This is a genomic window from Pseudomonas sp. xss_2 (assembly GCF_043104195.1).
GTDB classification, from domain to species: Bacteria; Pseudomonadota; Gammaproteobacteria; order Pseudomonadales; family Pseudomonadaceae; genus Aquipseudomonas; species Aquipseudomonas urmiensis.
On the sequence record NZ_JBICKL010000112.1, the window covers coordinates 125,858 to 152,835 of the forward strand.

Genomic DNA, 26,978 nt, shown 5'->3' on the forward strand with positions numbered 1-26,978 from the left:
ATCTGCACGGTTATCTCCTTCTGGATTGCTTATGAACGACGCTGCTTGTTCCCTGCCACGCACGCTGGGCGAGTCCATCACCCAGGAAGTCCGCAGAATGCTGGTGGAAGGCGAGCTGGTACCCGGCCAGCGCCTGTCCGAAGCAGCGCTGGCCGAGAGCCTGCAGATTTCCCGCAATACCTTGCGTGAGGCCTTCCGGGTGCTGACCCGCGAGGGCCTGCTCAAGCACGAGCCCAACCGTGGCGTAACCGTGGCAGAGCCAGACATGGCGTCGATCATCGACATCTATCGGGTGCGCCGTTTCATCGAGTGCAAGGCCATTGCCCAGGGCTTTCCCATGCACCCAGGCACCCTGCAGATGCGCGAGGCGGTCGAGGCGGGCATGCGTGCACGCGAGGCCAAGGACTGGGTGGCCGTCGGCACCGCCAACATGATGTTCCACAAGGGCATCGTCGAGCTGGCTGACAGCCCGCGGATGGTGGTGTTCTACGGGCAGATCGCGGCTGAGTTGCGCCTGGCCTTCGGCGTGCTCAACGATCCGGAGTTTCTCCACCTGCCTTACGTCGATATGAATGCGTCGATCTTGCGTTGTGTCGAGGAAGGGCGGCCCGATGAGGCCACGGCAATGCTCGATGCCTACCTGGTGCAGTCGGAACGCATCGTGCTGGCGGCTTACGAGCGCAGTCGAAATCGCTAGCCCCTGGCCCGGATAATCTGCGCCACTCGTCGGCTGTTGCCAGTGCCAGTCGACGAGTAGCAAAGGCATGCAGCACAGGCAGGGCGGGCCTTTGCCGCTGCTCCCTGGCGTTAGGTGGCCGGGCGCAGCGCTTGCCAGACACGGATATCTGTATGTATAACCAGTGTTCGTTGCCGCTGCCCGACCTCGTACCGTGATCGCTCATTCTGTCGATGACCCCCTCTATTATCTGCATAACTTCCGTCAGGTCCTGGCGTGGGTAGCTTTGCGCTATGCCGATCTGCTCGACGACCACGAGCAGGCGTTCATCAGCGCGTTCGAGCAGTTGCAGCAGCCTGCCCAGGCGCTGTTGGTGCGCATGGTCATGCGCAAGGGCGAGCTGTTTCGCAGCGACAAACTCAACTATGTCGAGATCGGTGACAGTCACTGCGCCTTGCAGCCGTTGACGGCGTTGGGCTGGGTCAGCACGCAGGCGCCCTTGTCGCTGGAGCAACTGTTCAGCGTGCTGCGCAAGGAGGAGCTGGTGCAGTGCTTCGCTGGGCAACTGAGCCGCCCGCGTGCGGCCAAGCCGGATCTGCTGGCGCAGTTGCAGGCCTTGTCATTACCCGCCAGGCCTTTCGCGCAGTGGTTTGCCGACAGCCCCGTGCAGATTATTCACTGGCGCCTGCAACCCTTGTGCGACCGCTTGCGCTTGTTGTTCTTCGGCAATCTCTACCAGGACTGGTCGGATTTCGTCCTGGCCGACCTGGGCATGCTGCGTTTTGAAAAGGTCCCGTTCAGCGATGACAGCCGAGCGCTGCGCCAACGCGCCGAGATCGACCTGGCCATGGCCTTGCACCAGTGTGCCGAGCGGTTGGAGCAGGGCGAGGCGCCCGCTCTGCTGCTGGCCACGCTTGAGGGCCTGCACAGCGACAACCCCTGGCTGGCGCGGCGCCGCTCGCGGGTGCTGTTCAGCATCGGCCAGCAGTGCGAACGCCTGGCCGAGTGGGACTTGGCGCTGAAGGTCTATGGCCAAAGCCGCCACCCTGAGGCGCGGATTCGCCAGGTGCGGGTATTGGAGCGCAGCGAACAGTGGGCGCAGGCCAAGAGACTGGCCGAGCAGATGGCCGCAGCGCCCGACAACGCCCATGAGGTGCAGGCGCTGGCGCGCATGCTGCCGCGCCTGACGCGCAAGCTGGGCGGGCCACCCGCCGCCAGGCGCCGCGCGTCCGTGGTCACGCCGATCGAGCTGCAACTACCCGTAGAGATGGCCGAACTTGGGGTCGAAGAGGCCGTGCGCGTGCATTTGGCGCAGCAAGGTGGACAGGTTCATTACGTGGAGAACACCCTGCTCAACAGCTTGTTCGGCCTGCTCTGCTGGGAGGCGATCTTCGCCCCGGTGCCAGGGGCATTCTTTCACCCGTTTCAAATGGCCCCTCAGGACCTGCACGACGAAGATTTTCAGCAGCGGCGCAGTGCCCTGTTCGAGGCCTGCCTGGCGCGCCTGGATGATGGCAGCCATGCCCAGGCCATCCTGGCCTGCTTTGCCGCCAAGCAGGGGCTGCAGTCACCGTTCGTGTTCTGGCAGATGCTCACCCCGCAGTTGCTGGAACAGGCGCTGGCCTGTGTGCCTGCCGCGCACCTCAAGCAGTGCTTCATGCGCTTGTTGCAGGATATTCGCAGCAATCGCGCCGGCATGCCGGATCTGATTCAGTTCTGGCCTGAGCAGGGGCGTTACCTGATGGTCGAGGTCAAGGGGCCGGGGGATCGCTTGCAGGACAACCAGCTGCGCTGGCTTGAGTTCTGTCGTGAGCACGGTCTGCCGGTCGCCGTCTGCCACGTGCGTTGGCGTGAGGCGCTGGCATGAGCTACAGCGTGGCGGTGCGTGCGTTGTGCGAGTTCAGCGCCAAGGTCGGTGATCTGGACTTGCGCTTCACCCCGTCGCCCACCGCCCAGGAAGGCATCGCCGGGCATCGGCGAGTGGTGGCGCGGCGTGCTGGCGATTACCAGGCCGAAGTCGCCCTTGAAGGGCACTATGAATGCTTGCGCGTGCGCGGGCGTGCCGATGGCTATGACCCGCAGCTCAATCGCCTGGAAGAGATCAAGACCCACCGCGGTGACCTGGCCCGGCAACCCGACAACCACCGCCAACTGCACTGGGCCCAGGCCAAGGTCTATGCCTGGCTGCTGTGTCAGGCGCGGCAACTCGCAGAGGTCGAGGTAGCGCTGGTCTACCTGGATGTCGACAGCGATCGGCAAACCGTGATCAGCGAGCAGCACACAGCGGCAGAGTTGCAGCGCTTCTTTGCGCTTCAGTGCCAACGTTTTCTGGCCTGGGCGCAGATGCAGGAACAGCGCCTCGCCGAGCGTGACCAGGGCTTGCAGGCGCTGAGCTTCCCCTATCCGCAGTTCCGCCAGGGCCAACGCCAATTGGCCGAGACCCTGTACAAGGCGGTGAGTACCGGCCGCTGCCTGATGGCCCAGGCCAGTACCGGCATCGGCAAGACCCTGGGCACGCTGTTCCCGCTCCTCAAGGCGATGGCGCCGCAGCGCCTCGACAAGCTGTATTTCCTGACGGCCAAGACGCCCGGCCGGGCACTGGCACTCGATGCCTTGCGCCAGATCGACCAGGCCACGCCCCAGCCAGCCTTGCGTACGCTGGAGCTGATCGCCCGCGACAAGGCCTGCGAACACCCCGGCAGCGCCTGCCATGGCGAATCTTGCCCGTTGGCCAAGGGTTTCTACGACCGCCTGCCTGCGGCGCGCGAGGCAGCAGGCGCGCGGCCATTGCTCGATCGCCAGGCGCTGCGTGAGGTGGCCCTGGAACATCACGTGTGCCCTTACTACCTGGGCCAGGAGATGGCGCGCTGGGCTGATGTGCTGATTGCCGACTACAACTACTATTTCGATGCGCACGCCTTGCTGTTTGGCCTGGCCCAAGCCAACCAGTGGCGGGTATCGGTGCTGGTGGACGAGGCGCATAACCTGGTCGAGCGGGGGCGAGGCATGTACAGCGCCAGCCTGGATCAAGGCCAACTGCAGGCGTTGCGCCAGAGCAAGCCCGAAGGGTTGGTCAGTGCGCTGGATCGGCTGAACCGCCAATGGAACGCCCTGTACAAGGACCAGCATGCGCAGTACCAGGCCAGCGAGCGATTGCCCGACGGCTTGCTCAGCGCGTTGCAGCAGTGCATTGGCTTGATTCAAGAGCGCCTGAACCAGGCGCCTGCGCAAGTCGACCCGCTGCTCTTGCAGTTCTTCTATCAGGCCTTGCAGTTCAGCCGGGTGGCGGAGCTGTTCGATGAGCATTTCATCTTCGACATCAGCCTGCGCAATGGTCTGCGCAAGCGGCGCCTGGCCACCTTGTGCCTGCGCAATGTGGTGCCGGCACGCTTGCTTGGCCCGCGCATGAGTGCCGCGCGCAGTGTCACGTTGTTTTCCGCCACCCTCAGCCCACGGCATTTCTATGCCGACCTGCTGGGCATGCCCGGCGACACTGCTTGGCTTGAGGTCGCGGCGCCGTTCAAGGCAGAGCAACTGGATGTGCGCATTGTCAGCCAGGTGTCGACCCGCTATCAGCACAGGCAGGCTTCGCTGGCACCGATCGTCGAATTGATCGCCGAGCAGTATCGCAACCGGCCGGGTAACTACCTGGCATTTTTCAGCAGCTTTGAATACCTGCAGCAGGTCGCCGGGCTGCTGGCCGAACGTTACCCTGAGCTGCCACGCTGGGAGCAGGCTGCGGGTATGGATGAAGCAGCCCGCGAGGCGTTTCTTGCGCGCTTTGTGCCAGACGGGCAGGGCATCGGCTTTGCCGTCCTGGGCGGGGCATTCGGCGAAGGGGTGGATTTGCCGGGTACGCGCCTGATCGGCGCCTTTGTCGCTACCCTCGGCCTACCTCAGGTCAACCCGATCAATGAGCAGTTCAAACAGCGCCTGGGTCGCCAGTTTGGCGCGGGGTTCGACTATGCCTACCTGTACCCCGGCGTGCGCAAGGTAATCCAGGCCGCCGGGCGGGTTATCCGCGGTGATGACGACCGTGGCGTGCTGCTGCTGATCGACGAGCGCTTCGCCGAGCCACGGGTGCAGCAGATGTTTCCCGCTTGGTGGCAGACGGCCAGTTAATAATCCCCGCTCGCCCCATCGCACGGCATTGCAACTCCCAGTACACTGCGCGTTCCAACACCTACATTCGTTGAACTCGAGGTTCTTGCATGACGCTCAGTCCTTTGGCAGGCAAGCTGGCTCCGGCCAGCGTACTGGTTGATATTCCCCGCCTGCTGACCGCCTACTACACCGGCCGCCCTGATGCGTCCGTGGTTGCCCAGCGGGTTGCCTTCGGCACCTCCGGGCACCGGGGGACTTCCCTGGAGCTGAGCTTCAACGAGGACCACGTGCTGGCCATCACCCAGGCGATCTGCCTGTATCGCCAGGCCCAGGGCATTGATGGCCCGCTGTTCATCGGCGCCGACACCCATGCACTGTCCGCACCGGCTGCGGCCAGTGCCCTGCAAGTGCTGGCGGCCAATGGTGTGCAGGTGATGCTGTCCAAGGACGACGAGTACACCCCGACCCCGGCGGTGTCCCACGCCATTCTCTGCTACAACCGTGGCCGCCAGGCTGGCCTGGCCGACGGCATCGTCATCACCCCATCGCACAACCCGCCACAAAGCGGCGGCTTCAAGTACAACCCGCCCAACGGCGGCCCTGCGGACAGCGACGTGACCAAGTGGGTCGAGGCCAAGGCCAACGAACTGCTGGCCGCAGGCCTGGCCGGGGTCAAGCGCATGGACTACGCCCAGGCCCTCAAGGCGCCGACCACCCAGCGTCATGACTATGTCGGCAGCTATGTCGCGGACCTGGCCAACGTCATCGACTTCGACGTCATCCGCGCCGCCAACCTGCGCCTGGGCGTCGACCCGCTGGGCGGTGCCGGGGTGCGTTACTGGCAGGCGATCGCCGAGCACTACCAGTTGAACCTGGAAGTGGTCAACACCGAGGTCGATCCGACCTTCCGCTTCATGACCGTCGACTGGGACGGGCAGATTCGCATGGACCCATCCTCGCCTTACGCCATGCAGGGTTTGATCGGCCTGCGTGAGCGCTTCGACGTGGCCTTCGCCTGTGACCCGGACCACGATCGCCATGGCATCGTCACCGCCGATGGCTTGTTGGCGCCGAACAACTACCTGGCGGTGACCATCGACTACCTGTTCCGCAACCGCCCGCAGTGGCGCAGTGATGCGGCAGTGGGCAAGACCGTGGTCAGCAGCGGCTTGATCGACCGCGTCACCGCGCGGCTGGGGCGCACCCTGTACGAAGTGCCAGTGGGCTTCAAGTATTTCGCCCAGGGGCTGTTCGACGGCTCGCTGGGCTTCGGCGGCGAGGAGAGTGCCGGCGCGTCGTTCTTGCGTCGGGATGGCTCGGTGTGGGCTACCGACAAGGACGGGCTGATCCCTGCGTTGCTGGCGGCGGAGATGACCGCGCGCACTGGGCGTAACCCGAGCCAGGCCTACGCTGATCTGACCGAGGCACTGGGCAAGCCCTTTGCCACGCGGGTCGAGGCCAAGGCCGATGCGCGGCAGAAAGCCCTGCTGAGCAAGTTGGCGCCGGAGCAGGTCAAGTCGACCGAGCTTGCCGGTGAGCCGATCGAGCAGGTCTTGAGCCATGCGCCGGGCAATGGCCAGGCCATCGGTGGGCTGAAGGTGATGACCCGCAATGGCTGGTTTGCGGCGCGGCCATCGGGCACCGAGGACATCTACAAGATCTACGCCGAGAGTTTTGTCGACGAGGCGCACCTGCAGCGGCTGGTTGAAGAAGCTCAGGCGTTGGTGGATGCGGCCATTGCCTGATTGAGCGGTTTGTCGATTCCGGCCCTATCGCTGCGACGTGTCACGCGATAAGGCCGGATGATCAACCTAGAACTGGCCTGCCTCCATCCCATACAAACTCGAACTCCCCGCCCGCACACTGGCCTCCAGCGCCAACCCCCGCGGCAAGATTCGTTCGAAGAAGAACGCTGCACAGGCAAGCTTGGCCCCGCAGAACTCGGCATCTTCCGCCAATTTTGCCTGGGCTACCGCGGCCATCCGCGCCCACATGTAGGCATAGGCCGTCAGCCCAAACAGATGCAGGTATTCCACTGCCGTGGCACTGATCAGGTTGGCGTCGCTGGCCACCCCGGCCAGCAACCAGCGGGTGGTGTTTTCCAGTCGCACCAAGGCCTCGAGCAGCGCTTCGCGATGCACGGGCGCATCGACCGCGAACGCGCGAATTTCGGCGGCAAAGGCTGCTAGCCCCTGGCCGCCATCGGCCACCACCTTGCGCCCCAGCAGATCCAGCGCCTGGATACCATTGGTGCCTTCATAGATCTGGGCAATGCGTACATCGCGCACCAACTGCTCCTGACCCCACTCGCGAATGTAGCCATGGCCGCCGAACACCTGCTGGCCGAGCACGCAGCTCTCCAGGCCGTTGTCGGTGAAGAAGGCCTTGGCCACTGGCGTCAGCAGGGCGACCAGGCGCTGGGCATGCTCACGCTCACCGGCATCCTCGGCATAACGCGCCAGGTCCAGCTGCTGGCCCACGTAAGTGGCAAAAGCGCGACCGCCTTCGGTGAGGCTGCGCATGGTCAACAGCATGCGCCGCACATCGCCATGGGCGATGATCGGGTCGGCGATCCGCTGCTGGGCTTGCGCGCCGCTGGCAGCACGGCTTTGCAGGCGCTCGTTGGCGTAGCGTGCGGCGTTCTGGTAGGACGCCTCGGCGCAGCCAATGCCCTGGATGCCAATCGACAGGCGCTCGTAGTTCATCATGGTGAACATCGCCGCCAGGCCCTTGTTCGGCTCGCCTACCAGAAAGCCGGTGGCGGCATCGAAGTTCATCACGCAGGTGGCCGACGCCTTGATGCCCATCTTGTGCTCGATCGAGCCGCAGTGAGCGCCATTGCGTGCGCCTAGGCTGCCATCGGCCTCGGGCAAGAACTTGGGCACCAGAAACAGTGAAATACCTTTGGCGCCTGCGGGGGCGTCGGGCAATTTCCCCAGGACCAGGTGGACGATGTTCTCGGTCAGGTCCTGCTCGCCGCCGGTGATGAAGATCTTGCTGCCGCTGATCTGGTAGCTGCCATCGGCCTGCGGTTCGGCGCGGGTGCGGATCAGCCCCAGGTCGGTGCCGGCGTGGGGTTCGGTCAGGCACATGGTGCCGGCCCATTGGCCGCTGTACAGCTTTGGCAGGTAAGCGGCCTTGAGTGCTTCGCTGGCATGCGCATCGATCGCCAGGCAGCTCCCGGCACTCAAGGCCGAATACAGGCTGAAGCTGCTGTCGGCGGCGTACATCATCTCTTCGAACAGCACCCCGAGCATCTTCGGCATGCCCATGCCGTCATAGTCAGGATTACCGCCCAAGCCGACCCAGCCGCCTTCGCGGTAGGTGTGCCAACTCTCGCGAAAGCCGTCTGGGGTGCTGACCTGGCCCGCATCGAAGCGCACCCCTTGCTCATCGCCGTTGCGGCTGAGCGGGGCGATCAGTTGGCCGGTGATCTTCGCCGCCTCTTCGAGGATGGCGTCGGCGGTGTCGGCATCGACCCGCTCGGCCAGGGCCGGCAGGCGCGCCCACAGGGCAGGGCCTTGGAACACGTCATGAAGCACGAAGCGCATGTCGCGCAGTGGAGCGTTGTAGTCGGTCATATCGAAGCTCGTCGGTTCAGAGGGCCTTGGCCCGGTCGCGCAGCAGGTATTTCTGGATTTTGCCGGTGGAGGTCTTCGGCAGCTCGCCGAACAGCACGGTCTTGGGCACCTTGAAGGCCGCCAGGTGCTCGCGGCACCAGGCGATGATCTCTGCTTCGCGGGTCGCGCCATGGCCTTGCTTGAGGGCGACGAAGGCGCACGGGGTCTCGCCCCATTTCTCATCCGGGCGGGCGACCACTGCGGCTTCGAGCACGGCGGGGTGCCTGTACAGGGTGTCTTCGACTTCGATGGTGGAGATGTTCTCGCCACCGGAGATGATGATGTCCTTGAGGCGGTCTTTGATCTCGACGTAACCGTCGGCATGCCACACCGCCAGGTCGCCGGTGTGGAACCAGCCGCCGCGGAAGGCTTCGGCGGTGGCTTCGGGGTTTTTCAGGTAGCCCTTCATCACCGTGTTGCCGCGCATGAAGATCTCGCCCAGGGTGTTGCCGTCGCGCGGTACTGGCTGCAGGGTCTGCGAGTCAGCCACCATCAAGCCTTCCAGGGTTGGGTAACGCACGCCCTGGCGCGACTTGATGCGTGCACGCTCCGCCAGCGGCTGCTGGTCCCATTCGGCGTGCCAGGCGCACACCGTGACCGGGCCATAGACCTCGGTCAGGCCGTAGACGTGGGTGACCGCGATGCCCATTTCCTCGACCGCGCCGATCACCTTGGCTGGTGGTGCAGCGCCGGCCACCATCGCCTGCACCGGGTGCTCGATGGCGGCCTTGGCGGAATCCGGCATGTTCACCAGCGCGTTGAGCACGATCGGCGCACCGCACAGGTGGCTGACGCGGTGTTCGCGGATCAGGGTGAGGATCTTTTGCGGATCGACCCGACGCAGGAACACATGGGTGCCGGCCAAGGCAGTGACGGTCCACGGGTAGCACCAGCCGTTGCAGTGGAACATCGGCAAGGTCCACAGGTACACCGGATGGTTGCCCATCGCCCAGGTCATCTGGTTGCCGATGGCGTTGAGGTAGGCGCCGCGGTGGTGGTAGACCACGCCTTTGGGGTTGCCGGTGGTACCGGAGGTGTAGTTCAGCGAAATGGCCTGCCATTCGTCTTCAGGCCACTGCCAGGCAAATTCAGGGTCACCCTCGGCCAGCAGCGCTTCATAGTCCAGGTCACTGACCGGCTGGCCTTCGCCGTATTCCGGATCGTCGACGTCGACCACCAGGGGTGGCTGGGCCAGCAGCGCCAGGGCGCCGTGGATCACCGCGTGAAACTCGCGGTCAGCGATCAGCACCTTGGCTTCGCCATGTTCCAGCATGAAGGCAATGGCTTCGGCGTCCAGGCGCACGTTGAGGGTGTTGAGCACCGCGCCGAGCATGGGCACGGCAAAATGCGCTTCAAGCATCGCCGGGATGTTCGGCAGCATCACCGCAACGGTGTCGCCCTGGCCGATGCCGCGCTCGGCCAGGGCGCTGGCCAGGCGTCGGCAGCGCTGATAGGTCTGCTGCCAGTTGCGCCGGATAGCGCCGTGGATCACGGCCGGGTATTGGCCGTAGACCGAGGCGGTGCGCTCGATGAAGCTCAGCGGGGTGAGGGGAACATGATTGACAGCAGCGGGCATCAGGCCCTGGGAGAATATCGACATGCGGTGGTCCTGTGTGGGAGGCAGGCGCAACCTGTGCGCTGGGCTCCCGGTGGCTGATTGTTAGCTCTGATCAGGGAAGGGGCAGCGAAAAATGGCTCGCTTGCCCTGTCGCATTTTTACGCGAACCGCTATGTTAGCTGGAAGATCGACTATAGCAATATGGTATAAATACTATAAAAAGCGAGCTCAAGCCGTGGACCACACCTCATCACCGTTGCTGGCCAAAGACCCGCAGCCCAGCGCGCTGCTAGCGGCCAACGCTCAATTGATCAGTGCCAATCGCGCCTTGCAGGCGATGATTGCCCAAGGGCCGGCGCTGGCGCAGTGGCTGCCGGCCAATTGTGCAGCGCTGGTTCGCGCTTGCCTGCGCCAAGACCGGGCGATTGCCGAGGTCCAGGCGCAGGTTGGCCAGCGGATCTTGCTCTGGACCTTCATCCCCGATGCCCGTGGCCAGCAGGTCTTGGCCCGCTGCCGCGATGCAAGCGAGGAGCGCCACGCCGCGCGCGAAGCCAATCAATCGCGCCGGCTGTACCGCCTGATTACCGAGAACACCACCGACCTGATCTCCCGGCACAGCCCGGACGGGCGCTTTCTCGATGCCACGCCAGCGGGCTTTCGCCTGCTTGGGGTGTGGCCAGAGCAGTTGCGCGGCACCCCGGTGCGCAACCTGCTGCACCCGCACGAGCGCCGCCAGGCGCTGCGTCAGGCGGCTGCGGCGTTGGATGCAGACGGTTATCACCTCATGACCTGCCGCGTGCGTCACGCCGATGGCGGCTATCGCTGGTTCGAGATCGCCAGCCGGGCGATTCGCGAAACCTATACCGGGGCGGTGGTGGAGATCGTCAGTGTCTCTCGCGACATCAGCCTGCGCATCGAGGCCCAGCAGAACCTGGCGCACAGTGCCCGGCTGGCGACCCTGGGCGAGCTGGCCTCAGGCATCGCCCACGAAATCAATCAGCCGCTCGCCGCAGTGGTCAATTACGCCAACGCCAGCCAGCGTTACCTGCACGCGGTGGAGCATGACCCACAGGCGCGGGATCGGGTCGGCCAGGGCTTGCAACGCATCGTTGCGCAGGCGACCCACGCCGCCGAGGTGATCCGCCGCTTGCGCGCTTTTCTGCGCAAGGGGCCACGTCGCCTGCAGGCGCTGGCTATCGCCGATATCGCCGGCGAAGCGGTGCGTCTATGCGCGTGGGAGGCGGACCGCGATCAGGTCGAGATCGAGCTGCGCCTGCCCAGCACCTTGCCCCAGGTATACGCCGACCGGGTGCTGCTGGAGCAGGTACTGCTCAACCTGCTGCGCAACGCCATCGACGCCAACCGTGAGCAGCACAGGGGCCAGCCGTCGCGTATTGTCCTGGCGGCGCGCCGCGAGGGCGACTGGCTGCAGATCGAGGTCAGCGATCAAGGGCCGGGCGTGGCCTGTGAGCGCCTGGATGATATTTTTACCCCGTTCACCACCAGCAAGGCAGACGGTCTGGGCCTGGGCCTGAGTATGAGCCGCAGCCTTATTGAAGGCTTCGGCGGCAGCCTGCAGGCGCGCTTGGGGGCGGCGGGTGGCTTGGTGCTGTGCTGCCGCTTGGCGGCGATCAAACTATGAAGGACAGGGCAGTGATGCAGGCGAAGGTTTATGTGGTCGATGATGACCAGGGCATGCTCGATTCGACCGTCTGGTTGCTCGAGTCGGTGGGGTTGCAAGCGTTGCCATTCAGCAGTGGCCAGGCCTTTTTGGATGCTTGCGCAGGTGATGAGCCGGCCTGCGTCCTGCTCGATGTGCGAATGCCGGGCCTGGGCGGCCTGGCGGTCCAGCAGGCGTTGCGTGATCGCGGGGTGCTGATGCCGGTGATCTTTGTCAGCGGCCATGCTGATGTACCGATCGTGGTACGGGGGTTCAAGGCTGGCGCCTGCGATTTCATCGAAAAGCCCTACAACGAGCAGCTATTGCTCGACAGCGTCCAGGCGGCATTGAGCCAGGCGCGTCAGCTGCAGCAGGGCAGTCTTGAGTTGGCCGCCGTTCAGGCGCGTATCGACGGCATGACGCCACGTGAGCGCGACGTGTTCATCCCGCTGGTGCAAGGCCTGAGCAATCGGCAAGTCGCAGAGCAGCTGGGGGTTAGCGTGAAAACCGTCGATCTGTATCGAGGGCGGGTGATGAAGCGCATGCAGGCCAGCAGTCTGGCGCAGTTGGTGGGGATGGCGATTGCCTGTGGCCAGGTGCAGGCGCTGGGGCTGGGCGCAATTGAAGTGAACTAACTGGCAGTCATGAAGGCTAATTTACATAGCCCGCTAATCAAGGCTTTGACATTCACTGCCTAGGCAGTAATATTTTCACACAATTGTCCGAGCGGCTGCCGATGTCTCATTTCAACCCGGAGAACTTCCAGACCTGCGCCATCGGCATGCTGCTGGGCCGCGCCGCGATCCTCAAGGACCGCATCCTCGACTGGCACCTGGAGAGCGAGGGGGTTACCGCCGCGCAATTCAAGGTGCTGATCATCGTCACCCAGTATCAGGTCGACACCCCAGCCGAGCTGTGTCGCTACCTTGGCCTGGATAGCGGTTCGATGACGCGCATGCTTGATCGCCTCGAACACAAAGGCCTGATCCTGCGCAACCGCTGCCCAGATGATCGGCGCCAAGTGCGCCTGGGCTTGACCGCTGATGGTCAACGGTTGGCCGACCGCCTGCCGGAGATCGGCGCGGCGGCGATGAACGAGCTGGTCGGTGTGCTGCAGCCCGAAGAGCTCAAGACCCTCGAAGGCCTGCTGGCGAAGGTGCTGCTCAGCGCTGGCGACCCCCTGACGATCCGCCGCTTTGGCGATCGTTGATCCCTGTTACGCATTATCCAAGGTATTGTCATGGCCACTCCCACGGACACCTCCCCATCCACCTCGCCAGCCCAGGGCTCAGGCAAGCGCAAGGCGTGGCTGCTCGCTTTGCTGCTGTTGGTGATCCTTGCCGGTGCTGGCACCTGGGCCTGGTACAGCCTGGTCGGCCGCTGGCACGAAAGCACCGACGACGCCTATGTCAACGGCAACGTGGTGGAAATCACCCCACTGGTCACCGGCACGGTGACCAGCATCGGCGCCGATGACGGCGACCTGGTGCATGCCGGCCAGGTACTGCTGCAGTTCGACCCAGCCGACAGTGAGGTGGCCTTGCAGGCCGCTGAAGCCAAACTGGCGCGCACCGTGCGCGAGGTGCGTGGGCTGTACAGCAATGTCGATGCGCTCAAGGCCCAGTTGCAGAGCCGTACGGCCGAGCTGAAAAAGGCCCGTGACAATTACAATCGACGCAAGGTGCTGGCCGATAGCGGGGCGATAGCCGCCGAAGAAATCTCCCATGCCCACGATGACCTGACCTCGGCGCAAAGCGCGCTGGACAACGCCCGTCAGCAGCTCAATACCAGCACTGCGCTGATCGACGACACGGTGGTTTCCTCGCACCCAGAGGTGATGGCGGCAGCGGCTGACCTGCGTCAGGCCTATCTGGACCACGCCCGCACCACCCTGGTGGCGCCGGTCACCGGCTACGTGGCCAAGCGCACCGTGCAATTGGGCCAGCGCCTGCAACCGGGCACGGCGACCATGGCCGTGATTCCGCTGGATCAGGTGTGGATCGATGCCAACTTCAAGGAAACCCAACTGCGCCAGATGCGCATTGGCCAACCCGTGGAAATCAGCGCCGACTTGTACGGCAGCGAGGTCAAGTACACCGGCACCATCGACAGTCTCGGCGCTGGCACCGGCAGTGCCTTTGCCTTGTTGCCGGCGCAGAACGCCACCGGCAACTGGATCAAGATCGTCCAGCGGGTGCCGGTGCGTATTCACCTCAATCCCGAGCAGCTCAAGCAGCATCCGCTGCGTATCGGCCTGTCCACCCTGGTCGAGGTCGACCTGCACGACCAGAGCGGCCCGGCCCTGGCCCAGCAGCCACCGCAGCAGGCCAGCTACACCACCCAGGTGTACGACCGCCAGCTGGTCGAGGCCGACCACCTGATCGCCCGGCTGATCCATGACAATAGCGCCAGCGGCAAGACGGCCCAGCGATGAGCAACCCAGCGCCCGCGCAGTTCACCCCGCCGAGCCTGCTGTTGACCACCATCGGCCTGTCGCTGGCGACCTTCATGCAGGTGCTCGACACCACCATCGCCAACGTTGCCTTGCCGACCATCTCGGGCAACCTGGGGGTCAGTTACGAGCAGGGCACCTGGGTCATCACCTCGTTTGCCGTGAGCAACGCCATCGCCTTGCCGCTGACCGGCTGGCTGAGCCGGCGTTTCGGTGAAGTGAAGCTGTTCATCTGGGCCACGCTGCTGTTCGTGGTGGCTTCGTTCCTGTGTGGCATTGCCCAGTCGATGCCGGAGTTGGTGGGCTTTCGCGTGCTCCAGGGGGTGGTCGCCGGCCCCCTGTACCCGATGACCCAGACCCTGCTGATTGCGGTTTATCCGCCTGCCAAACGGGGGATGGCCTTGGCGTTATTGGCCATGGTCACGGTGGTCGCGCCGATTGCCGGGCCGATTCTCGGCGGCTGGATCACCGACAGTTACAGCTGGCCGTGGATCTTCTTCATCAATGTGCCGATCGGCCTGTTCGCCGCCGCCGTGGTGCGCCAGCAGATGCGCAGCCGGCCCGTGGTGACCAGCCGCCAGCCAATGGACTACATCGGCCTGATCACCTTGATCATCGGCGTCGGTGCATTGCAGGTGGTGCTGGACAAGGGCAACGACCTGGACTGGTTCGAGTCGTCGTTCATCATCGTCGGCAGCCTGATTTCGCTGGTGTTCCTGGCGATCTTCGTCATCTGGGAGCTGACCGACCGCCATCCGGTGGTCAACCTGCGGTTGTTCGCGCACCGCAATTTCCGCATCGGCACCCTGGTGCTGGTCGGCGGTTATGCAGGCTTTTTCGGCATCAACCTGATCTTGCCGCAGTGGCTACAGACGCAGATGGGTTACACCGCCACCTGGGCCGGGCTGGCCGTGGCGCCGATTGGCTTGTTGCCGGTGGTGATGTCGCCCTTTGTCGGCAAGTACGCGCACCGCTTCGACTTGCGCGTGCTGGCTGGCCTGGCGTTTTTGGCAATCGGCACCAGCTGCTACATGCGCGCAGGCTTCACCAATGAGGTGGACTTCCAGCATATCGCCCTGGTGCAGCTGTTCATGGGTATTGGTGTGGCGCTGTTCTTCATGCCGACCTTGAGCATCCTGTTGTCGGACCTGCCGCCCCATCAAATTGCCGATGGTTCGGGCCTGGCCACCTTCCTGCGGACCTTGGGCGGTAGCTTTGCCGCGTCCTTGACCACCTGGATCTGGATTCGCCGCGCCGATCAGCACCATGCCTACTTGAGCGAGCACATCAGCCAGTACGACCCGGCCACCCGGCACACCCTGGAACAGCTGGGCGGCGCCAGCCCGCAGAGCTATGCGCAGCTTGAGCAGATCCTCAATGGCCAGGCCTACATGATGTCGACGGTCGACTACTTCACCCTGATGACTTGGATATTTGCCGGGTTGATCCTGCTGGTGTGGTTCGCCAAACCGCCGTTCACTGCCAAGGCGGCGCCGGCTTCGGCAGGGCACTAGTTGTCAATCTAGTGAGGCAGGCGTTAGCCTTGTGCCATCAATTTCCAAGGGGGAATGGATGGACAAGGTAATCGTCATCACCGGTGCCAGCCGTGGCATCGGTGCCGCCACCGCACTGCTGGCTGCGCAACAGGGCTATCGCATCTGCATCAACTACCATGCTGACGACCAGGCTGCCGAGCGCATATTGGCCCAGGTCCGCGAGCTGGGCGCCGAGGCGATTGCCGTGCGCGCCGATGCCAGCGTCGAGGACGAGGTAGTGCAGCTGTTCCACCGCGTCGATCAGGAGCTGGGGCCAGTCAGCGCATTGGTCAACAATGCCGGCACTATCGGTCAGCAGAGCCGGGTCGAGGAAATGTCCGAGTTTCGTCTGCTCAAAGTAATGAAGACCAACGTAGTCGGGCCGATACTGTGCACCAAGCATGCGCTGCTGCGCATGGCCCGCCGGCATGGCGGTCAGGGTGGGGCGATCGTCAATGTGTCATCGATGGCCGCGCGCCTGGGCTCGCCTAACGAGTACGTTGACTACGCCGCCTCCAAGGGCGCCTTGGACAGTTTCACCATTGGCCTGGCCAAGGAAGTGGCGGGCGAGGGCGTGCGGGTCAATGGCGTGCGCCCGGGCTACATCCATACCGGCTTTCATGCCCTGAGCGGCGATCCTGAACGGGTCAGCAAGCTCGAACCTGGGCTGCCGATGGGCCGCGGTGGCCAACCGCAAGAGGTGGCTGAGGCGATCCTTTGGCTGCTGTCGGACAAAGCTTCCTATTCCACTGGCAGCTTCATCGACCTCAGCGGCGGCCGCTGAGCGCACGCTATCTCACTGATCGAGCATCTGGCCGACCCGTTCGGCCAGGGCTTGGAGGGTAAATGGCTTGGTCAGTACGCTCATGCCTGGCTCCAGCTCGCCATTGCTCAACACGGCGGTTTCGTCGTAGCCGGTGACGAACAGCACTTTCAGCCCTGGATAGCGCGCCCGCAGTGCGTCAGCTACCTGGCGGCCGTTGAGCCCACCCGGCAGGCCAACGTCAGTGACCAACAGATCAGGGCGCGATGCGTCTTGCAGGCCACTGAGTGCAATTGGCCCATCCTCGAACATCTCAACTTGATGCCCCAGGTCTTCCAGCACTTCGGCCATGACCAGGCGCATCGCCGCTTCGTCCTCTACCACAACCACCCGGCAACCTGCGGCAGGTGGCTTTGTCGTGCACAAGACAAGCTCAGGCTGCACTGCAAGCGACCCTACCGTCGGTACATGACGCGGTATGAACAGCTTCACCACGGTACCCTGGCCAAGCGTGGAGTCGATGTGCAATTGACCGCCTGATTGACGTACGAAGCCATACACCATCGATAAGCCCAGCCCGGTTCCGCGCCCCAGCGGCTTGGTGGTGAAAAAGGGTTCGACAGCGCGGGCCACGACCTGAGCCGACATCCCTCGGCCGCTGTCTTCCACGCTTAGGCAAAGATAAGCCCCGGCAGCTAGATCGAGTGATTTGGCCTGGGCCTCGAGCAGCTCGACATTGTTGCAGCGAATGACGATGTCGCCGCCATCGGGCATGGCATCGCGGGCATTGATACAGAGGTTGAGCAGGGCGCTTTCCAGTTGCGGTGGATCGATGCGTACCGGCCAGAGGTCAGCGCCGCAGCAGTTTTGCAGACGGATGTGCGGGCCCACGCTACGGCCAATCAGCTCGTGCATGCCGGCGACCAATTCAGCGACGCACGTCAGGCTCGGTAGCAGCGTCTGCCGTCGGGAGAATGCCAACAGCCGATGGACCAGGGCGGCTGCACGATGGGCCGCACCGTGGGCGCTGTGCAGCAGCTCAGGCAGGGCATCAGGGCGCTCGTCCGCCAGCCGCGCTTGGGCCAGCTCCAGTGCGCCGAGGATGCCGCCAAGCAGGTTGTTGAAGTCATGGGCGACGCCTCCAGTGAGTTGGCCGACAGCCTCCATTTTTTGTGCCTGGCGTAAGGCCTCTTCAGCTTTTATGCGTTCGGCCATCGCTTGGTTGACGCGTTGCTCAAGCTGCTCGTTGAGCTTCTGCAGGGCGTTTTCGGCACGTTTACGCGCAGTCGCGTCGCGAAAGATCACTGCAACCAGCCGTTGCTCGGCGGGCTCCAGGCGCAGCGCGCTGAGGGCCAGGCAGCGATCAGTGGCGTACAGGTCATGCTCGAAGTAGACCGGCTCACCGGTACGCGCTACATCTCCGAAGTGCTTCAGCCAAACCTCGGCTTCGTCCGGGATAACCTGGCGCAAGGTTCGCCCCACCACATCAGGCAGGCCGGCGTGACGCGAATAGGCCGGGTTGGCCATCAGGTGCACATAGTCGCTCATCGGCCCATTGGGACCGTCGATGAACTGGATGACGCAAAAGCCTTCTTCCATGGTCTCGAACAGGAAGCGGTATCGTTCGGCTTCCTGCATGCGCTCGCGGAACAACCCAGCTTCGCGGGTGAGGCGGGCATTGTCGCGCTGCAAGGTCATCAGCTGTTGGCGCAGGTGGTTCAGTTCGCTAGACGTCTGTGTCGACATCCGTGTCTCCATCCCTATGTTGGTCGAGCTGGGCAGATCTGAATCAGCCCTGCAACAGTTGGCTTACCCGTTCGGCTAGTGCGGCAAGCTCGAAAGGTTTGAGCAGCATTTGCGCGTCAGCTGGCGGCTTGCCGCCGGTCAATGTGCTCGGCTCATACCCTGTGATGAACAGGATCGCGGTATCCGGGCACGTGACCCTGCAGGCGTTTGCCACCTGGTAACCGCTGATTCCACCGGGCAGGCCTATGTCACTGATCAGCAGATCTGGGCGGATACCGTGGGCAAGTGCTTCGATAGCGGCCGTGCCTGACTCGAACACATGCACATGATGACCAAGTTCCTCAAGCACATCGCACAGCACCATGCGCATGGTGGCCTGGTCTTCGACCAGCATGATCTGCTGCCCAACCTGCGCCGGGGCAGGGCGTGCGCCACTGCTGACGGTCGAGGGCAAGGGGGGGATCTCGGCAACATGTCGGGGCAGGAACAGGCGTATACAGGTGCCTTGCTCAGCCTGCGAGTTGATCCGCAACTGGCCACCCGATTGGCGCACGAAACCGTAAACCATCGACAGCCCCAGGCCCGACCCCTGGCCCAGCGGTTTGGTGGTGAAAAACGGGTCAATGGCCCGCTGCGCTACTTCGGCTGACATGCCGTGGCCGTTGTCTTCGACTGCCAGGCACAGATAATCACCAGCGTTCAGATCAAGTTGGCGTGCTCGATCATGATCAAGCGCGATGTTCTCACCTCGCACAGTGATCAGGCCACCCATGGGCAGCGCGTCGCGGGCATTGATGCAGAGATTGAGCAAGGCGCTTTCCAGCTGTGGCGGATCAATGAAGGTTGGCCACAGCTCTTGACTGAAACAGCTGCGCAATTCGATGCCCGGACCGATGCTGCGACGCAGTAATTCCTCGATGCCATCGATCAACCGGCCCACCTCGGTAGGCTGAGGTTGCAAGGTTTGCTTGCGTGAGAAGGCCAGCAGGCGATGGACCAGGGCACATGCGCGGTGGGCAGAGCCGTTGGCGGTCTCCAGCAAACGGGTCAAATCATCGTAGCTGCCCTTTTCAAGGCGTTGTTGAATCAGTTCGTGAGCGCCGAGTATGCCTCCCAGCAGATTGTTGAAGTCATGGGCAATACCGCCACTGAGTTGGCCCACAGCTTCCATCTTTTGCGCTTGGCGCAGGGCTTGCTCGGCCTGCAGCAAGCGTTGCTGGTCTTCCATGCGTTCAGTGATGTCGTAGGCAAACAGATAGGCACCTTGCACAGCGCCGGCCTGATCGCGCAGGGCATGGAAATGCAGTTCGAAATGGCGTCGGTGCGCTCCCTCGCCGAAGGCCTCGATCGCAGTGAAGCGCTCACCCGACAAGGCACGTTGCCACATGGGTAGGATCAATTGACTATCGATGGCGTGCTCGCGCATGACATCCGGCATGTAGTCGCCAACCTGAGGAACGCGACCGTACAGCTGGAGAATCTCGAGCCTGGCTGTTCGGTTGATGGCCAGCCAGCGTAGGCCCATATCGATCACATGCACATTGGCGATACTGTGATCGACCAGCTCGGCGAATAGCCGCCGTTCGGCCAGTGCTGTGCTGGAGCGATGCTCAAGCTGTGCATTCAATGCTTGCAGCGCGTGTTCGGCGCGGTGGCGCTCGGTAATATCCTTGAACAGCACGGCCACTTGGCGCTTTTGCGCAGGCTCGATACGAAACGTGGTAATCGACAGCACCCGCCCGGTGGCGATCAACTCCTGTTCGAAGTGCAGCTGTTCTCCGCTGTAGAGCACTGGCCGATAGCGGGCAATCCAGTCGTCAGCCTCATCAGGCACCATTTCACGCAACTTCTGCCCCACCACGTTGGCAATCCCGGCATGCTTGGCATAGGCGGCGTTAGCCATGATGTGCACGTAGTCGCTCAATGGCCCGTGGGGGCCATCGAAGAACTCGATGATGCAAAAGCCTTCGTCCATGGTGTCGAACAAAAAGCGGTACAGGCCGTCGTCGAGGTTCTGGCTGAGCGCCAGTTGTGCTTCGAGTTCGCTGTTGCGGCGTTCAAGCGCTTGTAGCTGCTGACGCAAGGCGTGCAGTTCGGCGTCGGGCATGCGGGCATCCTGCGCAAGGCATCACGGCGCAACTGTAGCCTGCTCGACCCCCTTAAGCTAGAACGACCTTACGATACGCCCGAGGGTTTCCATGGCCTGTTCCGAGCTGTCCGCCCATGGGCTGCCATAGTTCAGGCGGATGCAGTTGGCGAAGCGCCCGGTTGGCGAGAAGATCGGCCCGGGGGCGATGCTGATGCCTTGGGCCAGGGCCAGGTGGAACAGTTTGAGCGCGTCCATCTGTTCGGGCAGTTCCAGCCATAAGAAATAACCCCCTGACGGCTGACTGACGCGCGTCTGCGCCGGAAAGTGCCGGGCGATTGCCGCCAGCATGCTGGCCTGCTGGCCTTCCAGGGCGTAGCGCAGTTTGCGCAGATGGCGATCATAGCCGCCATGTTGCAAGTAGTCGGCAATGGCCGCCTGGGCCGGCATCGAGGCGCACAGCGACGTCATCAGCTTGAGCCGTTCGATCTTCTGCGCAAAGCGCCCGGCCGCGACCCAGCCGATGCGGTAGCCCGGGGCCAGGCTTTTGGCGAACGAGCCGCAGTGCATCACCAGCCCCTCGGTGTCGTAGGCCTTGGCCGGCTTCGGCGCTTGTTGCGCGTAATACAGCTCGGCGTAGACGTCGTCCTCGATCAGCGGCACCTGGTGGCGGCGCAGCAGTTCGACCATCTCCTGTTTCTTGGCATCAGGCATGCTCGCGCCCACCGGGTTCTGGAAGTTGGTCATGCACCACACGGCCTTGACCGGGTGCTTGTCCAAGGTTTGCGCCAGCACGCCCAGGTCCATGCCTTCGCGTGGGTGTACCGGGATCTCCACCGCCTTGAGCTTGAGCCGTTCCAGCACCTGCAAGCAGGCATAGAACGCTGGCGCCTCGATTGCCACCAGGTCGCCGGGTTCGGTCACCGCCTGCAAGCACAAGTTCAGCGCCTCCAGGGCACCATTGGTGATCAGCAGCTCTTCCATCGGCAGCATCAGGCCGCCGACCATGTAGCGCAGGGCAATCTGTCGGCGCAGCTGCGGGTTGCCCGGCGACAGGTCGGTGACCACCATGCGTGGGTCCATGGCGCGGCTGGCACTGGCCAGCGAGCGCGCCAGGCGTTGTAGCGGAAACAGGGTGGGGCTGGGGAAAGCCGAGCCGAACGGGATGGTGTGCGGATCCTTGATCGAATCGAGAATGGAAAACACCAGGCCGCTGACGTCGACATCAGTCGATTCGCTGACCGGCTGCAACGCTTGCGGCTCGCTGAACTGGCGTGGGGCATGGGCGTTGACGAAATACCCTGAGCGCGGCCGGGCGCGGATCAGCCCGCGGCGCTCCAGCAGGTAGTAGGCCTGGAACACCGTGGAGGGGCTGACGCCGTGGGTCTGGCTGGCGTAGCGCACCGAGGGTACCCGTTGGCCGGGGCCGAGCACCCCGGAGCGGATCAGTTCGGCAATGTCATCGGCGAATCGTTCGTAACGTTTCATTATGTTTTGGCAGGCAAGGTAATGGGTCAGTGTAAGGGATCAGCGGTTCAACGGCGCGACGAAACGGCTACGCGCAGTGCTGCTGACCTCGGCTTGGTCGCTGTCCTGGACCTGGAATACCAGGTCTTGTGAGCTGCTGGTCGGGCGCTCGGCAAGCATGGCCACCGACACTGGCATCTCACTCATTTCGCCGGCGGCGATGGTGAACTCGGTCTTGCCGTGCAGCTCGAAGCCGTCGGCATCCACCAGGCGCAGGTGGAAGCGTTGGGCTTGTTGGGTCTTGTTGATGACCTTGAGCAGGTAGATGTTCTCGATCTGCCCCTGGGCGTTTTCGCGGAACAGGCCGCGGTCCTTGATCACGTCCAACGAGACCATCGGTCGCCACTGCAAGGCCAGTACCAGCGCGCCGATCATCACCACCAGCGCGCAGGCATAGCCGAGCAGGCGCGGGCGCAGCCAATGGGTGACACCCCCTTGCAGGGTGTGCTCGGACTTGTAGCCGATCAGTCCGCGGGCGTAGCCCATCTTGTCCATCACCTCGTCACAGGCATCAATGCAGGCGGCGCAGCCAATGCAGGCCATCTGCAGGCCTTCGCGGATATCGATGCCGGTAGGGCAGACTTGCACGCACAGGGTGCAGTCGATGCAGTCACCGAGGTTCTGTGCGCGAGGGTCGCTGCCTTTCTTGCGCGGGCCGCGCGACTCGCCCCGGGCCGGATCGTAGGCTACGGCCAAGGTGTCTTTATCGAACATCACCGCCTGGAAGCGGGCGTACGGGCACATGTGCATGCACACCGCTTCGCGCAGAAAACCTGCGTTGAGGTAGGTAGCCCCGGTGAAAAACAGCACCCAGAACAGCGCGACGCCGCCCAACTGCAAGGTGAACAGCTCTGCGGCCAATGGCCGGATCGGTGTGAAGTAGCCGACGAAGGTCAACCCGGTCATCACCGCAATAGCCAGCCACAGCGTGTGTTTGAGCGTGCGTCGGCCGATTTTCTCCACGCTCCACGGCGCGGCCGCCAACTTGATCCGTTGGTTGCGATCGCCCTCGCTGATTTTTTCACACCACATGTACAGCCAGGTCCAGGTGCTTTGCGGGCAGCTGTAGCCGCACCAAACGCGCCCGGCGAACACGGTGATGGCGAACAGGCCAAAGGCGCAGATGATCAGCAGCGCCGACAGCAGGATGAAGTCCTGCGGCCAGAAGGTGGTGCCAAAGATGTGGAACTTGCTTTCAGCCAAGTCCCACAGCACCGCCTGACGACCGTTCCAGTTCAGCCAGGCTGTGCCGAAGAACAGGGCGAACAGCAAGCCGGCAAAACCGATGCGCAGGTTGCGGTACAGGCCGGTGAAGCTGCGGGTATGGATAGCGCCGTCGCTGTGGCTTTTGCTCTTGTTGACGGCGGGCGGGGTCACTTCGATAACTCGGTAGGCAATTTTCTCGCTCATGTCGCGTTGCTCATCAGGCTTCATCGGACCCGGGCACTATGGCCCTCGGTCTGTTTTCAGCACAGACTCAGCTAGCGTGATAAAAACCGTATCAGATTATCGGCAGTGGCCCTCCAGCCCTCAGATTACCGAGCCTGGCTCGCTGGCTTTCAGATGCCTGCGGCTATCCACCGCACCTACCACCGTCAACGCATCGGCCTCCGCTTCGGTGATAGGCACGCGCTCTCCGGCGAGCACCGCGACCGACATGCGCAATTGCTCATCGGTGAAGATCTCGACTTCGGGCCCTGTGCCCTCAATGCGCACATGATCGCCAATCAGGGTGCAATGGCCGGTACTTTCGTTCACTTCGACAGGCATGATGAGTTCCTCCAGGTGGTGTCATTGGTTGTGACCTCAGCGGCGCGCCGGTTGCTGCATCGTTCCGTCCAGCGGAGCGCATTGCACTTAGTCAGGTGCGCGCAGGTCAATCTTCTAGTGGATTGGCAGCGGAGAGTCTCGATGGACAGTGGCTGGGAAAAGATCTGGCAAACCGTGCAGGCCGAGTTCGCCGATGTCACCAACGAAGAAGAAGTGACGCGGATCCTCCTGCGCTTGCTGATGGCAGCGATGCTCGGCGCGGTGCTGGGTTTCGAGCGCGAGCACAAGGGCAAGTCGGCAGGGGTGCGTACGCACATGCTGGTGTCGATGGGCGCGGCGTTGTTCGTGCTGGCACCGAGCATGGCCGGGGCTGATGAGCAGGCCTTGAGCCGGGTGATTCAGGGTATCGTTGCGGGGATCGGTTTTCTTGGCGCGGGGACTATTCTCAAGGGCAATGGCAAGGACACCAGCCATGTCAAAGGGCTGACCACCGCAGCGGGTTTATGGATGACCGCAGCGATTGGCACGGCGGCCGGGATGGGACGTGAAGCGACGGCGCTGATTAGCACGGTGCTGGCGCTGCTGGTGTTGGCGACGATGCCGATGTTGGTAGACAAGGTCGAGGGCGAGAATGACGAGAAACAGCAGGAGGAGGGCAGTGAGAAGCACTGAGGGGAGCCGAAGCTCCCCTCAAATCGTTGCTGCCTGCTCTTTTTTTATTATTGAAGACTGGCTTTTTGTTGTTTTTGTAAGCCTGTCTTGGTGTTGCGAGCCGACCCCCATCCGGAGTCAAGAGCAAACGTATTTTTTTGAGCGCTGACCTGCTTTCATCATGACTGATCCGATCCTGACCGTTGCTACCTGAAGGTAGTTTTATTGTTCTGTGTCAGGCCGCGGGGCAACCCCCCTGGAAGGCACGTCTACTCCAAAAAAATCTGCTTGCTACGCCTCTGCCGTGTTGTTCTTGTTATGTCAGAGCCGTTACCTGTTGTTTTTATTGGGTGTCACGTTTTTGTTCTTGTTATGCCAGAGATAAAGCAGGTGCCGTGCCAACTTTGTAAAACCCTTTAAAATCAATGACTTGATGTTTTGGGGATGAGCGGCGCTCGAGAAAATCTGTCGAAATGTTTCCCTGTTACCCGATTTATTGCTGGCAAGTGTGGGGGCGGTAACACCAGGCCCACACATTGATGACATTAGTGTGACTCATTGTGCGCTGCGTGCCCGGGCCACCCGCGAGCCGTTGGCACGGCCCAGCACCTGGCTGATGCGTTGACCGGCGGCGATCAGCTTGTCCAGGTCGATACCGGTTTCGATGCCCAGGCCCTGCAACAGGTACAACACGTCTTCAGTGGCGATGTTGCCGGTCGCGCCCTTGGCATAAGGGCAGCCGCCAAGGCCGGCCACGGAGCTGTCGAACACCTGGATGCCTTCGAGCAGGCTGGCGTAGACGTTGGCCAGGGCTTGGCCGTAGGTGTCATGGAAGTGTCCGGCCAGTTGCTCACGCGGCACCTGGGCGGCGACCACTTCGAACAGACGCCGAGTGTCACCGGCGGTGCCGGTGCCGATGGTGTCCCCCAGCGACACCTCATAGCAGCCCATGTCATGCAGCGCCTTGGCCACCGGCGCGACCTGTTCGGCGCTGACCTTGCCTTCATAAGGGCAGCCAAGTACGCAGGAAACATAGCCGCGCACGCGCACGCCGTGGCTGCGCGCCGCGTCCATGATGGGTTCGAAACGCTGCAGGCTTGCGCTGATCGAGCAGTTGATATTGCGTTGGGAGAAGGCCTCGGAAGCAGCAGCAAACACCGCTACCTCTTTTACCCCAGCTGCCAGCGCATCTTCAAAACCGCGCAAGTTCGGCGCCAGGGCCGCGTAGGTAACACCTGGATGCTGGCGGATGGCGGCGAACACCTCGGCCGAGCCTGCCATTTGCGGCACCCATTTGGGCGAGACGAAACTGCCGACTTCAATGTAGCGAAGGCCAGCCTCGGTCAAGTCATCGACCAGGCGCACCTTGTCGGCGACGCTGATCGGCTGGGCTTCGTTTTGCAGGCCGTCACGCGGGCCGACTTCGACCAGACGGACGTTCTTGGGCAATGACATGGCAAGGTTCCTGTGGCGGATCAACGGTTGGCGTTGTTCGGGGTATTGAGCGTGGCGGCCAGGGCCTGTTCGCAGCGCTCTTGAGCGGTGTCCAGCTCCAGGTGCATCTGCTGGATGTCGAGCATCTGCTGCTCAAGCTGGGCGCGTCGTTCGGCGATCTTGGCGAGCATGCTGTTGAGCTGTTTGAAGTTGCCGCCACTGGGGTCGTACAGCTCGATCAGTTCGCGACACTCGGCCAGGGAGAAGCCGATGCGCTTGCCGCGCAGGATGAGCTTGAGGGTGACCTTGTCGCGCGCCGTGTAGATGCGCTCTAGGCCACGACGCTCGGGGCTGAGCAAACCCTGCTCCTCGTAGAAGCGGATGGCGCGGGTGGTGATGTCCAGCTCGCGGGACAGGTCGGAGATGCTGTAGGTCTGGCTGCTCATGCTCGGGCTCGGAAGATGAATAGCAGTAAGCTAAAGGCAGGTTGACGTTTACGTCAAGCCATCACCCATTCAGTGGCCCTGCAGCGAGCGCCTGTAGCCATTGGGCGTTTCCCCACTCAAGCGCTTGAAGAACCGCGCAAAGTAGGTCGGATCACTGAACCCCAGGCTGTCCGACAGCTGGCCAATGCTCATGCGCGTGTACACCAGGCTGCGCCGCGCCTCGAGCAGCAGGCGTTGATGAATCACTTGCAAGGCGCTCTGGCCAGTAAGCTCGCGACACAGCTGATTGAGCTGCAGGCTGGTAATGCCCAAGCGCGTGGCAAACGTCTCTACCGACAAATGCTCGCGATAATGCGCCTCGACCAAGCGCAGATACTGGCCGAGCAACTGCTGATCACGCTCGTCACGATTGCGTGGTGCCTGGCCCAGTTGCTGGCGGCGGCTGATCCACACCATCAGCGCGGTGACCAGCGCCTGCAACATCGCCCCACGGGCCGGCGCATTGCCCTGGTACTCCTGTTGCAGCGTGGCGATCAGTGCGTGCACGTGGTGACGGTCCCTGCCCAGCGGGTAGCACCCGGCCGCAGTCAGCACAGCCAGTGGCGCCCCCAGGCGCTGTTCCACATCTGCCACCAGGGCCGGGCCAAAGGTCAGCACGTGGCCTTGGATGTCGGCACTGAAGCGAAAGCCATGCACGGTTAGTGGCGGCACCACTTGCAGCGCCGCCTCGCTGATCTGGCGGCGCTGGCCTTCGATCTCGACCTGCGCCTGACCGCGCTGGACATACAGCAACTGGAACAGGTCGGCATGCTGGTGTGGCTTGATTTCCCAGTGGTGCAAGCGGCTACGCGCGGGAATCGACTCGCAGTGCAACAGGTCGGTGCCGGGCCAGGCCTGGTTTTCGCCATAAAGCTGAAACAGCGGCACGCCGCCAAGGCTGGTTCTCATCG

21 protein-coding genes are annotated in these 26,978 nt (G+C 63.1%); 11 read left to right on the forward strand and 10 right to left on the reverse strand.

Translation table 11 applies throughout. The annotated features are described in order from the left end of the window. Positions 1 to 31 precede the first annotated feature (31 nt). From ACF8K2_RS25530 to pgm, 4 genes are all read left to right on the forward strand, one after another. Positions 32 to 697 carry a GntR family transcriptional regulator gene (locus ACF8K2_RS25530; RefSeq protein WP_264234465.1) on the forward strand — a complete coding sequence of 222 codons (666 nt, stop codon included), beginning with the start codon at positions 32 to 34 and terminating at the stop codon, positions 695 to 697. A gap of 193 nt (positions 698 to 890) precedes the next feature. Then, positions 891 to 2,543 (forward strand): VRR-NUC domain-containing protein, encoded by a 1,653-nt coding sequence (locus ACF8K2_RS25535; protein WP_392468663.1) that lies wholly within the window; start codon positions 891 to 893, stop codon positions 2,541 to 2,543. Beyond that, positions 2,540 to 4,798, forward strand: a complete 2,259-nt coding sequence (locus ACF8K2_RS25540) for an ATP-dependent DNA helicase (protein ID WP_392468664.1) — start codon at positions 2,540 to 2,542, stop codon at positions 4,796 to 4,798. The genes ACF8K2_RS25535 and ACF8K2_RS25540 overlap by 4 nt, the downstream gene beginning before the upstream one ends. 89 nt (positions 4,799 to 4,887) lie before the next feature. Beyond that, complete coding sequence (pgm, locus tag ACF8K2_RS25545; protein WP_392468666.1) at positions 4,888 to 6,525, forward strand: phosphoglucomutase (alpha-D-glucose-1,6-bisphosphate-dependent); 1,638 nt, start codon at positions 4,888 to 4,890, stop codon at positions 6,523 to 6,525. Between the two features lie 66 nt (positions 6,526 to 6,591). Here pgm and ACF8K2_RS25550 read toward each other — a convergent pair whose 3' ends face one another. Together ACF8K2_RS25550 and ACF8K2_RS25555 are read right to left on the reverse strand one after the other, a co-directional pair. Next, on the reverse strand, positions 6,592 to 8,361 hold the full coding sequence (locus tag ACF8K2_RS25550) for an acyl-CoA dehydrogenase C-terminal domain-containing protein (RefSeq protein ID WP_392468668.1): 1,770 nt from the start codon (positions 8,359 to 8,361) through the stop codon (positions 6,592 to 6,594). Between the two features lie 16 nt (positions 8,362 to 8,377). Then, positions 8,378 to 10,000, reverse strand: a complete 1,623-nt coding sequence (locus ACF8K2_RS25555; protein WP_392468670.1) for an acyl-CoA synthetase — start codon at positions 9,998 to 10,000, stop codon at positions 8,378 to 8,380. Between the two features lie 193 nt (positions 10,001 to 10,193). On the opposite strand from ACF8K2_RS25555, the gene ACF8K2_RS25560 reads away from it, so the two are divergent. The 6 genes from ACF8K2_RS25560 (at position 10,194) to ACF8K2_RS25585 (ending at position 16,389) form a co-directional block, all read left to right on the forward strand. Then, positions 10,194 to 11,600: a sensor histidine kinase gene (locus ACF8K2_RS25560; RefSeq protein WP_392468673.1), complete on the forward strand. Its 1,407-nt coding sequence runs from the start codon at positions 10,194 to 10,196 to the stop codon at positions 11,598 to 11,600. Between the two features lie 14 nt (positions 11,601 to 11,614). Further along, positions 11,615 to 12,253: a response regulator transcription factor gene (locus ACF8K2_RS25565; RefSeq protein ID WP_392468675.1), complete on the forward strand. Its 639-nt coding sequence runs from the start codon at positions 11,615 to 11,617 to the stop codon at positions 12,251 to 12,253. Positions 12,254 to 12,354: 101 nt separating this feature from the next. Next, entirely contained in the window at positions 12,355 to 12,828 is a 474-nt protein-coding gene (locus tag ACF8K2_RS25570) for a MarR family winged helix-turn-helix transcriptional regulator (protein WP_392468677.1), read from the forward strand. A 30-nt stretch (positions 12,829 to 12,858) separates the two neighbouring features. Then, positions 12,859 to 14,052: an HlyD family efflux transporter periplasmic adaptor subunit gene (locus ACF8K2_RS25575; protein WP_392468679.1), complete on the forward strand. Its 1,194-nt coding sequence runs from the start codon at positions 12,859 to 12,861 to the stop codon at positions 14,050 to 14,052. Then, entirely contained in the window at positions 14,049 to 15,584 is a 1,536-nt protein-coding gene (locus ACF8K2_RS25580; RefSeq protein ID WP_392468682.1) for a DHA2 family efflux MFS transporter permease subunit, read from the forward strand. The genes ACF8K2_RS25575 and ACF8K2_RS25580 overlap by 4 nt, the downstream gene beginning before the upstream one ends. Positions 15,585 to 15,642: 58 nt before the next feature. Continuing rightward, complete coding sequence (locus ACF8K2_RS25585; protein WP_186553417.1) at positions 15,643 to 16,389, forward strand: SDR family oxidoreductase; 747 nt, start codon at positions 15,643 to 15,645, stop codon at positions 16,387 to 16,389. Positions 16,390 to 16,401: 12 nt separating this feature from the next. On the opposite strand, the gene ACF8K2_RS25590 is transcribed toward ACF8K2_RS25585, so the two are convergent. The 5 genes from ACF8K2_RS25590 to ACF8K2_RS25610 all read right to left on the reverse strand — a co-directional run bounded on the left by ACF8K2_RS25590 (position 16,402) and on the right by ACF8K2_RS25610 (position 23,497). Continuing rightward, complete coding sequence (locus ACF8K2_RS25590; protein WP_392468684.1) at positions 16,402 to 18,114, reverse strand: ATP-binding protein; 1,713 nt, start codon at positions 18,112 to 18,114, stop codon at positions 16,402 to 16,404. Between the two features lie 43 nt (positions 18,115 to 18,157). Continuing rightward, positions 18,158 to 20,221, reverse strand: a complete 2,064-nt coding sequence (locus ACF8K2_RS25595) for a PAS domain-containing protein (protein WP_392468687.1) — start codon at positions 20,219 to 20,221, stop codon at positions 18,158 to 18,160. A 57-nt stretch (positions 20,222 to 20,278) separates the two neighbouring features. After that, a complete protein-coding gene (gene mapR / locus ACF8K2_RS25600; RefSeq protein ID WP_392468689.1) occupies positions 20,279 to 21,688 on the reverse strand; it encodes a GntR family transcriptional regulator MpaR in 1,410 nt (469 codons plus the stop codon). Positions 21,689 to 21,727: 39 nt separating this feature from the next. Next, complete coding sequence (gene ccoG, locus ACF8K2_RS25605) at positions 21,728 to 23,137, reverse strand: cytochrome c oxidase accessory protein CcoG (protein WP_392468690.1); 1,410 nt, start codon at positions 23,135 to 23,137, stop codon at positions 21,728 to 21,730. A gap of 120 nt (positions 23,138 to 23,257) precedes the next feature. Next, on the reverse strand, positions 23,258 to 23,497 hold the full coding sequence (locus tag ACF8K2_RS25610) for a DUF3203 family protein (RefSeq protein ID WP_264234481.1): 240 nt from the start codon (positions 23,495 to 23,497) through the stop codon (positions 23,258 to 23,260). A gap of 141 nt (positions 23,498 to 23,638) precedes the next feature. Here ACF8K2_RS25610 and ACF8K2_RS25615 point away from each other — a divergent pair, with 141 nt between their 5' ends. Beyond that, positions 23,639 to 24,169, forward strand: coding sequence for an MgtC/SapB family protein (locus ACF8K2_RS25615; protein WP_186553411.1), 531 nt, complete (start codon positions 23,639 to 23,641; stop codon positions 24,167 to 24,169). 534 nt (positions 24,170 to 24,703) lie between these two features. Here ACF8K2_RS25615 and ACF8K2_RS25620 read toward each other — a convergent pair. From ACF8K2_RS25620 to ACF8K2_RS25630, 3 genes are all read right to left on the reverse strand, one after another. After that, positions 24,704 to 25,603: a hydroxymethylglutaryl-CoA lyase gene (locus tag ACF8K2_RS25620; RefSeq protein WP_312154882.1), complete on the reverse strand. Its 900-nt coding sequence runs from the start codon at positions 25,601 to 25,603 to the stop codon at positions 24,704 to 24,706. A 20-nt stretch (positions 25,604 to 25,623) separates the two neighbouring features. Then, the gene (locus ACF8K2_RS25625; protein WP_392468693.1) at positions 25,624 to 26,028 is read right to left on the reverse strand and encodes a MerR family DNA-binding transcriptional regulator; all 405 of its coding nucleotides are present in this window, start codon (positions 26,026 to 26,028) and stop codon (positions 25,624 to 25,626) included. Between the two features lie 69 nt (positions 26,029 to 26,097). Beyond that, positions 26,098 to 26,976, reverse strand: a complete 879-nt coding sequence (locus ACF8K2_RS25630; protein ID WP_392468694.1) for a helix-turn-helix domain-containing protein — start codon at positions 26,974 to 26,976, stop codon at positions 26,098 to 26,100. Positions 26,977 to 26,978 lie beyond the last annotated feature (2 nt).

Coding starts and splice junctions, on each gene's coding strand:
- ACF8K2_RS25530 (WP_264234465.1), top strand. CDS start 32: ATGAACGACGCTGCTTGTTCCCTGCCACGCACGCTGGGCGAGTCCATC.
- ACF8K2_RS25540 (WP_392468664.1), top strand. CDS start 2,540: ATGAGCTACAGCGTGGCGGTGCGTGCGTTGTGCGAGTTCAGCGCCAAG.
- pgm (WP_392468666.1), top strand. CDS start 4,888: ATGACGCTCAGTCCTTTGGCAGGCAAGCTGGCTCCGGCCAGCGTACTG.
- ACF8K2_RS25550 (WP_392468668.1), bottom strand. CDS start 8,361: ATGACCGACTACAACGCTCCACTGCGCGACATGCGCTTCGTGCTTCAT.
- ACF8K2_RS25555 (WP_392468670.1), bottom strand. CDS start 10,000: ATGTCGATATTCTCCCAGGGCCTGATGCCCGCTGCTGTCAATCATGTT.
- ACF8K2_RS25565 (WP_392468675.1), top strand. CDS start 11,615: ATGCAGGCGAAGGTTTATGTGGTCGATGATGACCAGGGCATGCTCGAT.
- ACF8K2_RS25570 (WP_392468677.1), top strand. CDS start 12,355: ATGTCTCATTTCAACCCGGAGAACTTCCAGACCTGCGCCATCGGCATG.
- ACF8K2_RS25575 (WP_392468679.1), top strand. CDS start 12,859: ATGGCCACTCCCACGGACACCTCCCCATCCACCTCGCCAGCCCAGGGC.
- ACF8K2_RS25580 (WP_392468682.1), top strand. CDS start 14,049: ATGAGCAACCCAGCGCCCGCGCAGTTCACCCCGCCGAGCCTGCTGTTG.
- ACF8K2_RS25585 (WP_186553417.1), top strand. CDS start 15,643: ATGGACAAGGTAATCGTCATCACCGGTGCCAGCCGTGGCATCGGTGCC.
- ACF8K2_RS25590 (WP_392468684.1), bottom strand. CDS start 18,114: ATGTCGACACAGACGTCTAGCGAACTGAACCACCTGCGCCAACAGCTG.
- ACF8K2_RS25595 (WP_392468687.1), bottom strand. CDS start 20,221: ATGCCCGACGCCGAACTGCACGCCTTGCGTCAGCAGCTACAAGCGCTT.
- mapR (WP_392468689.1), bottom strand. CDS start 21,688: ATGAAACGTTACGAACGATTCGCCGATGACATTGCCGAACTGATCCGC.
- ccoG (WP_392468690.1), bottom strand. CDS start 23,137: ATGAGCGAGAAAATTGCCTACCGAGTTATCGAAGTGACCCCGCCCGCC.
- ACF8K2_RS25610 (WP_264234481.1), bottom strand. CDS start 23,497: ATGCCTGTCGAAGTGAACGAAAGTACCGGCCATTGCACCCTGATTGGC.
- ACF8K2_RS25615 (WP_186553411.1), top strand. CDS start 23,639: ATGGACAGTGGCTGGGAAAAGATCTGGCAAACCGTGCAGGCCGAGTTC.
- ACF8K2_RS25620 (WP_312154882.1), bottom strand. CDS start 25,603: ATGTCATTGCCCAAGAACGTCCGTCTGGTCGAAGTCGGCCCGCGTGAC.
- ACF8K2_RS25625 (WP_392468693.1), bottom strand. CDS start 26,028: ATGAGCAGCCAGACCTACAGCATCTCCGACCTGTCCCGCGAGCTGGAC.
- ACF8K2_RS25630 (WP_392468694.1), bottom strand. CDS start 26,976: ATGAGAACCAGCCTTGGCGGCGTGCCGCTGTTTCAGCTTTATGGCGAA.